The 13,622-nt window shown below is 42.2% G+C and carries 9 protein-coding genes, 1 tRNA gene and 1 riboswitch; of the genes, 6 read left to right on the top strand and 4 right to left on the bottom strand.

Annotation, left to right across the window (positions count from 1 at the left end; translation table 11 throughout):
* Positions 1-641: 641 nt before the first annotated feature.
* From HCG49_RS08280 to HCG49_RS08260, 5 genes are all read left to right on the top strand, one after another.
* Positions 642-962, top strand: coding sequence for an IS110 family transposase (locus HCG49_RS08280; protein WP_168469063.1), 321 nt, complete (start codon positions 642-644; stop codon positions 960-962).
* 74 nt (positions 963-1,036) lie between these two features.
* Positions 1,037-1,600: a transposase gene (locus tag HCG49_RS08275; RefSeq protein ID WP_205764365.1), complete on the top strand. Its 564-nt coding sequence runs from the start codon at positions 1,037-1,039 to the stop codon at positions 1,598-1,600.
* A 41-nt stretch (positions 1,601-1,641) separates the two neighbouring features.
* Complete coding sequence (locus HCG49_RS08270; RefSeq protein WP_168469061.1) at positions 1,642-1,878, top strand: hypothetical protein; 237 nt, start codon at positions 1,642-1,644, stop codon at positions 1,876-1,878.
* Positions 1,879-3,289: 1,411 nt separating this feature from the next.
* Positions 3,290-3,679: a plasmid mobilization protein gene (locus tag HCG49_RS08265; RefSeq protein ID WP_168469060.1), complete on the top strand. Its 390-nt coding sequence runs from the start codon at positions 3,290-3,292 to the stop codon at positions 3,677-3,679.
* Complete coding sequence (locus tag HCG49_RS08260; protein WP_168469059.1) at positions 3,676-5,967, top strand: relaxase/mobilization nuclease domain-containing protein; 2,292 nt, start codon at positions 3,676-3,678, stop codon at positions 5,965-5,967. The genes HCG49_RS08265 and HCG49_RS08260 overlap by 4 nt, the downstream gene beginning before the upstream one ends.
* A gap of 161 nt (positions 5,968-6,128) precedes the next feature.
* Here the strand turns inward: HCG49_RS08260 and HCG49_RS08255 are convergent, their stop codons facing one another.
* Positions 6,129-7,343, bottom strand: a complete 1,215-nt coding sequence (locus HCG49_RS08255) for a site-specific integrase (RefSeq protein WP_168469058.1) — start codon at positions 7,341-7,343, stop codon at positions 6,129-6,131.
* Positions 7,344-7,460: 117 nt separating this feature from the next.
* Here HCG49_RS08255 and HCG49_RS08250 point away from each other — a divergent pair.
* A tRNA-OTHER gene (locus tag HCG49_RS08250) sits at positions 7,461-7,543 on the top strand.
* 139 nt (positions 7,544-7,682) lie between these two features.
* Here HCG49_RS08250 and HCG49_RS08245 read toward each other — a convergent pair.
* Genes HCG49_RS08245 through HCG49_RS08235 form a run of 3 tightly spaced genes read right to left on the bottom strand, consistent with a single transcriptional unit; the run spans position 7,683 to position 12,937 of the window.
* A complete protein-coding gene (locus HCG49_RS08245; RefSeq protein ID WP_168469057.1) occupies positions 7,683-9,125 on the bottom strand; it encodes a c-type cytochrome domain-containing protein in 1,443 nt (480 codons plus the stop codon).
* A 4-nt stretch (positions 9,126-9,129) separates the two neighbouring features.
* On the bottom strand, positions 9,130-10,590 hold the full coding sequence (locus HCG49_RS08240) for a DUF1501 domain-containing protein (protein ID WP_168469142.1): 1,461 nt from the start codon (positions 10,588-10,590) through the stop codon (positions 9,130-9,132).
* A 4-nt stretch (positions 10,591-10,594) separates the two neighbouring features.
* Complete coding sequence (locus tag HCG49_RS08235; RefSeq protein ID WP_168469056.1) at positions 10,595-12,937, bottom strand: PSD1 and planctomycete cytochrome C domain-containing protein; 2,343 nt, start codon at positions 12,935-12,937, stop codon at positions 10,595-10,597.
* Between the two features lie 523 nt (positions 12,938-13,460).
* Positions 13,461-13,574, top strand: a riboswitch (TPP riboswitch).
* Positions 13,575-13,622: the final 48 nt, after the last annotated feature.

The raw sequence follows: 13,622 nt of genomic DNA, 5'->3' as shown, positions 1-13,622 counted from the left end.
CCGTGGTTTTGTGTTGGCCTTTGAACTTTAGAATTTTTCTATTGACCTAAATCCGACTTTTGCGCCAGTTTGGTGAACCGTCCTGTCTCTTTTTGGTTTAACATTACCTTAGGACACATAGCGCTCCCGCCTAGCCGTTTGCAAGTGGTTTTTATGGTTGATCCGTAAACGTCAGTATTTCCTTCCAGTATAGGGGAGGGCCACGCCCGTCGAAGGTCATAACGGTGATCAATGTCCTTTTGGCTTATGGGAACTTCTCTTCTTTCGGTTTTACCGGCACTGTAGGCAGTATTTCTTTATTCTAACTATTGCTAATTGACTCTAATTCATTTTCGTATAAAATATTAAGTTGTTTTTTAGAATAAAGGCACTATCCTTATTTCTGGTTTTCTAATCAAAATCTTTAAAATGTCAATTTTGAATGAGTTCCATCAAATGAACTTTACTTGGAACAAGCTACCAATCTCTAAAAGTTTACTAAATCACAGGTTTAATTAGTTGACCTTTAAAAAAGTTTTTTATTCAATCCGAGGGTAGCATGAGTTTTTTATACAGTTTTGAATGCTTTGAAATACCCATGATTTAGCAAACGCCAACACCGATGAGTTTTTTGCTTAAATTAGATATAAAATTCATCTGACATGAAAGTAGTTGATTTCGAGCAACTTTTTTCTGTGGGATGTGGAATAGATGTTCACAAAGATGTTATTGTTGCCACCGTTAGAAGGAGCAACAAAGATTATGAAACCAGGGAGTTTAGCGCCTATACAAGCTCTTTGATTGAGTTACGTGATTGGTGCAACGAGGAAGGGGTGTCCCATGTTGCCATGGAAAGTACCGGGATTTATTGGAAACCGGTTTTCAATATCCTAGAGGAAGATTTTGAAATTATTCTGGTAAATGCCCGGCACGTTAAAAACGTCCCAGGCACAAGTCGGACAAAAAAGATAGTGCCTGGCTGAGCAAACTCTTGTTAAGCGGATTATTGAAAGGTAGCTTCATACCTCCCATAGAGATCCGAGATTCACGGGATTTGATGTGCTACAAAAAGAAAAAAATCCAGTTCGTATCTTCAGAGACCAATCGCATTATAAAAGTCTTGGAGGATTGCAATATCAAACTGAGCAGCGTGATAAGTGATGTAAAGGGAGGAAGTGCCTCCAAGATTATCAATGATATCATCGATGGAAAGGATAACGTTGCTCACTTGTTGACCCACGTCCACGGCCGTGTACAAGCCCCGCGGGAAGAAATGGCCAAGGCCCTGACCGGACGTATCACGCCCCATCACCGGTTTATGCTAAAGATGATCCGCGAGTCCATTGTAGAAAATGAGAAGCTTATCGCTAAACTGGACAGCCAAATAGATTTTACCGCGGCCCAGTATCAGGTAGAGCTGGATTTATTACAGACCATTGATGGCGTGGGAAAGGACACGGCCTTGGCCATAGTAAGTGAGATCGGTGTGGACATGGAACGTTTTCCCAACCAGCACCATTTGGCAAGTTGGTCCGGAGTAAGCCCGGGAAGCAATGAGAGTGCGGGTAAAAAAAAAACACCCGAGTCATCCACGGGAACAAGCACATCCAGTCCGCATTAGTTGAAGCAGCTTGGGGAGCAACCCGGCGCAAAGACGGATACTTGAAGAGATTCTACCAAAAGCTTTTGGTTCGAAAAGGCAGTAAAAAAGCTTTAGTGGCGGTCAGCCATAAGATCATTATAGCAACGTATTTTATCCTAAAAAATAAAGAGGCCTATAAAGAGCCATTGTTGCAGATCGAGAAGGCAGAACGAAAGCGCAAACAAAAAGAAGTTCAGAAAACAGTAGGCCAATTAAGAAAACTGGGGTTCTCGGTACGATTGACTCCAGTAGCTTAACGATAGCATAGTGCTCGTTCCATTTACTAGGATATTAAACCTGTGTTTGAAATTGAGTCGATAACTGGATAAGCACAAACACTTGTCGCTAAAAAGGGTAGTGATATCCTTTGGAAGCACGAATATGAAAATTTACATTTTTCTAATCCTTTTATATCAACTTATCTCTTAAAGTTTAAATATAACCTTTAAAATACCAGCCTAAAGCACAACTTAAATAGAAAAATTCTATAATAGGGCACTAAGATCTAAGATATTGCTTTCCCCTTAATTATTGAAAAATCAAACAAAACACATATGAAAATAGTATCAAAAAGATCTAATCGGGCCTGATGTTTTGAATTGGACTGAAGGTTCCTTTTCAGTTCCCTTACCAGTCTGCCTGCTATGGTTTTCACCTTTTTATCTGCTTTCACTGTCCTGGCCCTTTTCTTAGGATGGCTCCTAAAGCGCCCGGCTCTAGCCAGTACCTTCAGTGTCCTCGTGTAGGTCTGCCTTACGTGCAATTCTTCTTTGTCGGCTATTCTTTTACATTCTCTGATGATTTTTTTGCGTAGCTTGCATCTGTTGGAAATGTAATATTTTTCTTTTGTACAGTTGTATCCAAATTGAGGTTACCGTCATTGGCATCGTCTCCATTGACACGGATGCTTTGCTTTAGGATAAGTTCTATACACCGGTCTCCAATCCTGCTCCTGAAATGGACTAGATCGCTAGCTTCACAGGGTGGGGTCGTTATAAAAGACTGTTCTCCACAAAAATATTGGTAGATCTTATTTTTAAGAATAAAAAGAGGGTGGCTTTGGTTTAATGTATCTTCAAAAAATTAAAAAACAGACTGTTTTGGTTGGTGATTTTTTGTTTAGGTTTCTTAAAAAACTTGCAATGATATACAATGATTTAAATAAATGTTTATCATATATTTAAACCCTTTTTTAAGGGTCGACTAATTAGACTTTCAATAGAAATTATTCCAAGGCGGAAGTCGGGCCATCTTTCGGATATAATTTTTCCCCTTCCCACACTTTACATCGATCCGACTAGTAAGGTTTTTGGCGGCGGATGTTCCCGACACCCTCGGAGCCGCACCAAAGCACAAGGGGAGAAAAACCCCTTGCCCTTTTTCTCCCTAGCTATGAAAACGGGTTCACTGTACCGCTTTTTCCACTATTTCAAACAAATAGAAAGACCACATAAACTGATAGACTGTACTTAAATGGTTTTATATGGTTTGATGTGGCTAAGAGTCTTAAAATACTGTAAATAAGTCTTTTATGATGTGTTTTAGTTCTTTATATTTATATAAGAATATCCGTTTTTAACGGATAGCAAGTTATGTTTTGCGCAACGCAAAACTCCTACTTCTAACGAAGTGAAAAGCTGCCTTCGGCAGTAAAAAACAAGCAGCACAATGGCCATTAGTAACATCGGCAGGAAACGGTTAGGGGACAGAAAGCGAAAGCATGCCATCACGCTCCGGTTCAATACCGAAGAACTGGAAAATGTGAAGGCGCTTTTAAAGTCCTATCAGGTCGATTTTCATAAAAGAGGTACGGTGGGCCCTTTTTTAAGAACCCTCATTCTGAACAAGGAGGTAGAAAAAACGGAAGGACTACCGGTTAGTATGCCTAAAGTTAATTATCAACTGAACAAGATAGGGACCAACCTCAATCAATTGGTAAAAGTGGCCCATTACAAGAACAGGCGGAGCCCCAATGCAAGCCTTGTAGCCGAGATGAAAAGGGCCAATGAATTGGTCGCTACATTGAATACAATTATTAACAAAACGAACCTGGAATGATCGCGCGACTCCTTTATCGGAACAAAGTACAAGGCGTACTGAAATACGTCCTGGGGAAACCGGATTCTAACATCCTCGGCTTCCACAACACCTATTCCGATACGGAAACCAACCTTAAGGTCTTCGAACAGGTGCTTGTCTTTTTGGGCTTCCGGCATGCCTCCGAAAAACGCTATATACATGCCACCCTGAACCTCCCCCGTGGCGAACACCTGGACGATACTAAATTCTTGGCCCTGTCCAAAGCCTATATGGAATACATGGGCTATGGGGAACAGCCCTATATCGTGGTACGGCATCACGATACGGAACACGAGCACGTACACATCGTCTCCAGTACTATTAGGGAGGATTGTAGCCAGATTAATCTATCGTTTGACTATAGAAGGAGCATGGCCGCCCAGAAACACCTGGAGAAACAATTTGGACTTTCCCCGTCCCCGGAAAAAAGGACGGTCCGAGAGCTTCCTATATTGGAAACTTCCCAGTTTAATCCCCAGGATGGTAATGGGGTCCGATTCTATATGCAGGACATCCTGAACAACACGCTGCAAAAACATAAGGTGCGGAGTTTTGACGAACTTGCCAAACTACTTGAAAAGTACCATATTCAGCTGAAGGTGGTGGAGCGTTCTAGTAGGGTAGGGGTAGCTTATGGCATTGCTACCAAGGAAGGGTACCGGTCCCGTTTTATTGGCGGCTATACCGTACACCCCCAATTCTCCGGTCCCAAACTCCAACAAGTCTTCGAGCGTAATCAACAATCGGCCCTATTGCCCATGGTAAGAAAGCGTTTGAAAAAACAAATACAAACTACCTATAAACTATTTCGGACACTTCGCCCCGAGCACCTTCCTGACATCCTAGGCTCGCATCAAAAGCTCGATTGTAGACTAAGCTACAACGACCAGGGACAGGTGGTTGATTTCACCATCTATGATAAATCGGGCTATGTCCTGCGCAGCGACGAGATTGCCAGTGATCTAGGTATCCATGAGAACCCCGAGTTGTTCCAAGCCGAACACACCCAGATGTACATGGATAGCAGGCAATTGGAATTGGAATTCCAACGTTGCTTGAGGGAAGCTTATCAAAAGACCTATAGAGATTTGAGATACAGACCCCTATTTTCGGAGCATATCCTAAGTACGCCCCTAGATGTCTTGGTTAGGGAAATGATGAAATCGGAGCGCTTTCTCTTCCTTGCGAAATACCTGCATACCGATAATCAAACCTTGTGGAAAGTGATCGACTCCTACTACCATCCCTTCAGTGATAAGCTATGTACCTCCGCCTATAACAAGGAGAAACAGGAGTTGCAAAAGAAAGCTGACCTTATCCAACAGGCCAGGGACGTGCTGTTCACCAGTACCCAGGGCCAAAGGGAGGTCCTCGGTGCGCTTGTCAAAAGTTTGGGCGTACGGTACGATAAAGGGATGCTGACTTATGCGAATTCCAAGCTCCACCAAGGGCCAGTGGATCTAGGCAGCAACCTACTGCAGACGAGTGTAAACCCGTATACTCCTCCTGATTTTGCACGTGAGAATGAAAAGTTGCTTGAAGGACTGCTGCATGACAAATCCGCCAAAGAAATAAAACCAAGTACCACCGCTCTATTTCTACCTATGGTATTTCCGAAGCTTTATAATGCTATGGCCCCAACCTTTAGGGAGCGATTCGATACCTTGGCCCTACAGGCCTACCATTGGTATGCCGAACGGATGCAGGCACCTTTCGAAAAATCCCCTAGGGACTACATCGCATTTTTTAATGCCAGGGGCTTTTATTTTGAAGAGCAGGAAGGAAAGCTAAGGGTGGGCTCGCTGTATTCCAAGTATAAAGTAACGGTCGTACTGTCAATTAAAATGCAGGACTATTTGCAATCGTCCCCTGAGCTTCCCAACGCTATGGCCACACAGCCGCTCATCCTCAATCATATGATAGCCCAAGGACGGGACAATTTAAAAAGCCTCTGGATGGGCCATCTGATGGAAAGTGGGTATTATAAACAGGTGGCGTATAGTTACGTGTTGGACAGAATAACACCCAATTTGCCGCTCGAACTAGTGGAGCACCATATGGCAAACGGATTCAAGGAGGCCTTGGTGGCCGTTGCCACGGGGCGGGACCGTAGAGCGCAGGCCAACACACTCCAGGCAGATTATAACGCCTTAGATACGCTCTTAGGTCCTACCACTTACAAAGAAGAGGAATCCTATAATGGGTTTAAGGATGAGTTTACGGATTATTCGAAATACAAGGACAGGGGGCTTTCGATGTGGTCTTGATTATTGCTTATTTAGTCTTGGAATTCGCACATAATGGATGTTTTTGTTGTGGATCGGGAGAAAATAGAAAAATGATGGTTTGTTCTTATTATATTGGATAAACTTAGTAAACCTTGGTTATTACTTTGAAAGTATTAACTCAAATAAGGACATAACCTTCATTAGATTTCTAATCTTTCCTGATATTCATCCATTATTTGAGTAGGGAGGTTTTTGATATATACTTCTGTGGTGCTAATATCACTATGCCCTAGCATTTTGCTAATCGCATTAATGGGAACATCATTGAGGATAAGGTTGGTGGCCATAGAATGTCGGCTTACATAGCTGGTTAAATGCTCTTCAATTCCACAAAGTTCGGCAATCTCTTTTAGGCGTTTGTTGTACCGCTTTCTTCCCCACTTTACATCTTTATACTGGTCTTGGGTTTCAACACGTTTTATAATCGGGAATATATAATCCATTTTACTTTTGTCTTTCAAATAATAGTCCAAGATAGATGACAATTGTCGCGTTACCTTTATATTATAAGGTCTTGCAGTTTTTTGTCTGCGGTATTTAATCCGCCCATCTACTATGTTGCCGATTTTTAAAAATGCCATATCAATAAAAGAAATACCGTTCATGAAGTAGGAGGAGAGAAAATAATTGCGTGAATGAAATAAAGGAGAATCGGGTACTAAAGTTAAATCCAATATACGCTTGATTTTATCCTTACTAATTGCTCGTTTTGCGGTTGGTTCATTTTTTATCTTATATTTTCTAAAGGGATAATGATCTGCTGTTACCAATTCCTGATGAATAGCTCTGTTGTAAATGGCACGGAAAGTTCTCATATATGCTGATAGTCCATTTAAGCTGTTTCCTTTTTTTAAATGAGCAGTTTCAAATCTTTTGAGATAGGCATAGGTCATCTCTTCAAAACGGAGAGTTTCTTTTTTATGGAAATTTTTCAACGCACCTAAAGCGCCTTTATAAGTTTCAGCATTACCAAAGCGATTGGCTTCTTTCATTTCCTCAATTAACCTCTGGCCATATTCAAAAAAAGAAATCGAAATTGTTGGTTTCATCAAGGTCTGTTTGAGGTCATTTATACTTAACCCTTCTAATCGACCATTTTCCTCCAAATCATTAATGCCATCCCTTATCTTTGTCTTCTTTTTTGTGAGAAGGTTGTTTAAACGGGCAACGGACGAAACACCTTTGTAAGTTTTCTTTATTTCGCGACTCTTTTCATTCCAAAACTCAGGAGGGGCAGCAATACCAGTAGAAATAGCTATTGTTTTGCGATGATGGCTTAATCTAAGAATAATAGGACACATGCCATTTTTGCGTTTGCGTCTTGTGTCCATTGAGAGCGTAATATTTGTCTTCATAATTAAAGATACAAAAATTTGCACTCAATTTGCACTCAATTTGCACTCAAAATATGGTTTAATGTGGTCTTTTTTGAATTTTAAAAAATATTAAATAGCTGGAAAACAGCGATATATGGGGGATTTGAGTCTATATTAAACCAATAATACTGTTTCTGGCAGGCAAGAGGTCACCGGTTCGACTCCGGTATTCTCCACCAAAAACCATCACGAAAGTGATGGTTTTTTTGTTTTAAGGCTTTTCGTAGCTCCCTTCTTTGGTTATCGGAGATGATACCAAAGAGCGCTCTTATGCAGAATCTGATCCGGATAATGCCGGCGTAAGGATTTTAAGTTGTTTCATCGATCGTTTATCTTTTCTTTTATTGAATCAGTTGCCGTAAAAAAGGCCTTGGCCTCTTCATTGATGCCGTTATTGACCAATAAACCGGGTTTTATTTTCCGTAATCCGTCCAATGCTTTGTCAGAAATATCCGTCCCCCATAGGTAAAGGCTTTTCAGCTGAGGCAGGTCTTGAAATACCGGAACACTGCGATATGTAATAGGGGTCTCATAGATCTTCAAAAATGACAACTTTCTAAGGTTGATGAGGTTCTCGATTTCCCTATCGGTAACTGGGGTTCTGTCTAGTTCAAGCCACTCCAAATTTTTGCAAGCGGAAACAAGGGTCATTTCTTCTTGGCCTATGGGCAACCCGCTTAGATCTAATTCTACAATGTTTTTGGCAACGCGCATTAAGTTCATAAGTGGTTTTGGATCGTATTCGGGCGGAAGATAGATATCTACACTCAAGGCATCTGAGTTACTGGTCAATCGTTCTATTGTCAAATAATCGGAAGATAGATTTTGAAGGGTACTGTCCGCCACCTTAGGCAATTTAGACCATTTATCTGGGGGATCCACTTCCATCATATTTTCTATTAAGCGCACTAGAGGTTCGGTCGTTTCGAGTTCGTTCAAGTGTAGGGTGCCCGAGGCTCCTATGGCTATCCAGCGTTCCAATATGGCAATTTCGTTATCGGTCAAAGGGGGTTTTCCGTCTGGAGGCATGTGCTGTTCGTCTTCCATAGGCAAATGAAGACGTTTAATAAGTTCACTTTTTTCAGGTGCTCCGGGAATCAAGGTGTTCCCATTTTTACCTCCCTTAAACAGTTCGACTAAATTAGTCATCAATAATTCCCCTTTTTGTTTGTTAGGGTTATGGCAGGAAACGCATTTGTCGTCTAAAATTCGTGTCACGATATCCGTATAGATAACCGGATTTTCAGGAATCTTCTCTTGTCGTTTTTCGATGGGAAGCGCCAAAAAATCTTCTCCATGGGTCACCATACCCCCAAAGTGGCCTGCAACACCAACAAGCCCGATCAAGGTCACTTGAATCCCTTTGGTATATATTTTTCGGTCGAGCTGCATCTGTGACAAAGCATACCAAAGGGCTGCGAACAAGGCAACACCTGCGCCCAACCATTGGTGCCAGAACAACAGCTCGCCTTTGACCGGAGTTTCTTTCCCCAAAAAAAAACCGGAAATGGCCGTTACCAAGGCAGAGAGAACCCCAATGGTCAAAAGTAAATTTGGCACTTTCTTTCCTGTTAGTCCCAAAAATATAGCCATTAACAAAAGTACGATCGGAAAATGGAGCACCAAGGGATGCCATCTTCCGATCCAAGAAACCAAGCTCGGAAGTTCGATATAGGATTCAAAAAACAGGCAAAATACAAGGAATACGGAAAGGGCCAAAACACAATAATCAACCCATCTACTTTTTGAATTATATGTCATTTCATTAAATTAAAAGGTCCTTTACTACCTTACCAGCAACATCAGTTAAACGAAAACGACGACCTTGATGTTTATAGGTCAATTGTTCATGGTCAAGACCCATGGCATGCATCAAAGTAGCGTGGAAATCATTGATATGCACAGGGTTTTCAATCACGTTGTATCCGAATTCATCTGTCTTCCCATAACTGAGTCCGGGTTTGACCCCTCCACCAGCCATCCACACACTAAAGGCTCGGGGGTGATGGTCACGTCCGTAGTTTGTCGGATCAAACTTTCCTTGACAGTAATTGGTACGGCCAAATTCACCTCCCCAAACTACCAAGGTGTCTTCTAACATGCCCCTTTGTTTTAGGTCCATGACCAAAGCCGCGGATGCTTTATCGACATCCTTGGCTTGCCCGGCCATTTCGTTGGGTAAATTTCCATGTTGATCCCATCCCTGATGGTACAATTGTATAAAGCGAACACCATTCTCGGCCAACCGTCGGGCTTGCAGCGCATTGGCGGCATACGTGCCAGGAACCTGACAATCCTCACCGTATAATTTGATGATAGATTCTGGTTCCTTGGAAATATCCATCACATCAGGGACCGACATCTGCATTCGATATGCCATTTCATATTGAGCAATGCGCGATTCTATCTCGTCATCGCCCGTTTCGACGTGATGTAGTTTGTTCAAGGATGATACATGGTCCAATAAATGCCTTTTGTCCGAACGTGATATTCCGTCGGGATCGTTCAGATACAACACGGGGTCTTTACCAGATCGCAATAACACTCCTTGGTGTTTGGAGTCTAAAAATCCACTAGACCACAGTTTTGAGTACAGGCCTTGGCTATTTCCTTTACCTCTAGAGGTCAAGACCACAAAAGAAGGTAGGTTTTTGTTCTCACTACCAAGACCATAGCTCAACCAAGAACCCATACTAGGGCGGCCAGAAATTTGACTGCCTGTTTGAAAGAATGTAATGGCCGGGTCGTGGTTGATTGCCTCGGTCTGCATACTTCTAACTACGGTAATCTCATCTGCTATTTTGGCGATATGTGGAAAATAATCACTGATCCAGGTTTGGCTTTCTCCATGTTGGCGGAATTTTACAGCGGAGGGCATCAAGGGAAAACTATCCTGTCCTGCGGTCATTCCCGTTAGTCGTTGCCCAGCTCTTATCGATTCAGGTAAGTCTTCACCCATCCGCTTTTGTAGGGTTGGTTTGTAATCAAAAGATTCTAGCTGGGAAGGGCCTCCGGCCTGAAAGAGATAGATAATGCGTTTGGCTTTCGGAGCAAAATGGGCGATACCCAAGGGGTGGTTCACTAATTCTTTGGCGCTTCCCTTAAAAAGATCAGGAATCAATAATGATCCCAATGCCAATGATCCTATACCAACGCTAAGCTGTGAAAAGAAATGTCGTCTGTTGGCTTTTAATGGGTTTTCATGGTTGTTTTTATCTTCTTCCATAATCTTATTCTTTGGTGATCGTTTCATCTAAATTGAAAATAGCCTGTGCAGTAAGCATGAGGGCAGCCGTTTTCGCAGCATCCGTTCCTAATTGTTTATAATCTCCTACTGCGATTAATTTTTGGGCATCTTCGGTATTGTTTTGATAAAGTTTTAGCGCATCTTGATAATAATTGTCAAGGATCAATAGCTCCTCCTTTTTAGGAGCGCGTATCAAAATGCGTTTAAAGACATCCGTCACATAATCGGTCTTATTTGGTTTGTCCATGATCATCCGTTGTGCCATTACACGTGCCGCCTCCAATATTTGCACATCGTTTTGAAGCACTAGGGCTTGTAAGGGAGTATTTGTCTTTTGGCGGCGCACCTCTGAAAAGTCTCTGGTAGGGGCATCAAATATGGTCATGTTGGGCGGTGGCAGGGTTCTTTTCCAAAGGGTATATAAGGAGCGTCGATAAAGGTCGGGGCCCTCATCGGGGATATACTTTGTCAAAACTCCTCGATTACCGCCCGCATTGGTTTCTTCCCAAAGCCCTGCCGGCTGGTAGGGCTTTACACTTGGCCCACCGATTTCAGGGTTGAGCAATCCGCTTGTAGCCAGAATATAATCTCGAATCATTTCACCGCTCATGCGGAACCGCTCGGCTCGGGCCAATAGTTTATTTTCGGGGTCGACCTTTTTCAGGTCTGTTCTCAATTCGGACTTCTGCTGATAGGTTGCGGAGAGCATTATCTTTTTGAGCAGGTACTTGGTATCCCAACCGTGCTCCATAAAATCAACAGCCAACCAATCGAGTAACTTTGGGTGGGTCGGTAGGCTTCCCTGTACCCCGAAATCCTCGGAAGTTTCTACAAGGCCCTTTCCGAATAACATGGCCCAAATGCGATTAACGTGGACTCGTGCCGTCAAGGGGTTTTTAGTGTCAGTCAACCATTGCGCAAGCCCCAAACGATTTTTTGGAAGTTCTTTTGAAAATGGAAAAATGGCTTCCGGTGTAGCAGGCTGCACCGAGTCGGTAGGCTGGTCATATTCCCCACGATTAAGTATAAACGTTGTTTTGGGTGCTGAGTCGTTCATGACCATTACCTTTATTTCTGGCGTTTTTTTCATGTTGATAAATGAAAGGACATCGTCACTCTCTTCCTTGGAAATTTCGATATAGGGAGGATCGGCGAAGAATTTTTGGTTTTTTGCCTGGACGGCATCCAATTGTAGCCCTTTTTCGTTTACTTGATTAAAAAAAGCAAAAATTTCAAAATAATTTCTTTGTGATATGGCGTCATACTTATGATCGTGGCACTGGGCACATTCTAGGGTAATCCCTAAAATCCCCTTTCCAAGGGTATTGGTTCTGTCCAACACGTAATTAGTACGGTATTCTTCCTGGATCACACCGCCTTCTTGGGTGATGGGGTGGTTTCGGTTAAAGCCGGTTGCCAGTACCTGCTCCTTTGTGGCGTTGGGCAGCAGGTCACCAGCTAATTGCCAAGTTAGAAACTGGTCGTAGGGAAGGTTGCTGTTGAAGGCATGGATCACCCAATCTCGCCAAGGCCACATTGTACGATAACTATCGTCTTGATATCCGTGGGAATCGGCATATCGGGCCACATCGAGCCAAGATTGAGTCATGCGCTCCCCATAGGCCGAGGAGGCCAAAAACGCGTCGATTATTTGTGAGATGTTCGCTTCGGTGTCATCATCAAGAAGTTGTTGTACTTGCCCGGGGGAAGGGGGAAGCCCTGTTAAATCTAGACTGATTCTACGGATGAGAGTTTCCTTTGAAGCCCTTGCTGAGGGTAGTAGGTTATTTTCCTCTAGTACTTTTAATACAAAGGCATCTATTTCATTTTGCGCCCAATCGGTCTTTTCTGTCCTAGGAGGTTCATTTTTTTTAGGCGGAATATATGCCCAATGTTTCTCAAATTTAGCCCCTTGTTCTATCCATTTCTTGATTAGCCGTTTTTCGAAGGTATTTAGTGCTAAATTTGAATTTGGTGGAGGCATCAGTACATCTGGATCGTCTGAAACGATTGCCAGGTAGGCCTTGCTGCTGTGCGGGTTTTTGGATACTATAGGAAATTCACCTGGACTTTCGGGAAGTTCAGAAAATGCCGTCTCTTCTATGTCCAAGCGAAATCCCGCCTTGCGTTTGTTGGCATCGGGACCATGGCAGGTATAACAATTATCGGAGAGTATGGGCTTGATGTGAAAGTTGTAATCAACTATTTCGGGTAATTTCAAGACCGCATATTCATCCTTAGGAACAAAAAACACTCCTTTTTTAAAGGCATATAGTACTCCTATGAGTACGGTAAGGATTGCTATAAGAAATGTTTTTTGCTTCATTAGACCTATTTAGCGATGTAACGTTAAAGGATAGCTATCTTCCCAAAAAAAGGAGCACTATCTCACCTCTTAATCCATCAACGGAGAAATCGGGTTTTTCCTCTGATTATACTAATGCCCCAAAGCCTCCAAGGAACAATTTTCAGTTTTTCGCTGAGCCATATGGATTAGGTTGTATATCAGGTATCTAAAAATAAGAAAAGGAAGAACTTGGTACTTTCATTATAGTTGCAAAAAATACCTTTATTTTATCCTTTCTGTATTTTGATTAAGATTTTAACTAGTGGAAGGTGAAATTTAGAAGTGTCTTTTATATAGATGTTTTGCCAACTAAAAAATCCTTTATTTGATGTAATGAGTTTAAAAATTTAATCATGAAAGCAATTAATTATAGGAAGGAGGCCATTAAAAAGGGTAGGGGTAGCGTTCTTTGACTAAAGAAACCTAATTTTTTTAAGACTGGAAATTTATCGCTATTTTCACCATTTCCTTCTTCATTAATCGCCATAATAGTCATAGCTTTGCCACTGAAATGGGGTGCTTGCTAAAATAAGCAGGCTGAGATGATACCCAAGAGCGCTTTTATGCTGTACCTGATCCGGATAATGCCGGCGTAGGGATTTTATGTATGGAGTTAGACTTCCGTAATACCTCTCTTAGTTCATCCTCCCATTCGTTAAAAAAA

Origin of the sequence: Arenibacter sp. 6A1 (assembly GCF_012272855.1) — a bacterium.
In the GTDB taxonomy this organism is placed as follows: Bacteria; Bacteroidota; Bacteroidia; order Flavobacteriales; family Flavobacteriaceae; genus Arenibacter.
Note: the sequence above shows the minus strand (reverse complement) of the source record. Positions and strands in the feature narration are given on the sequence as shown.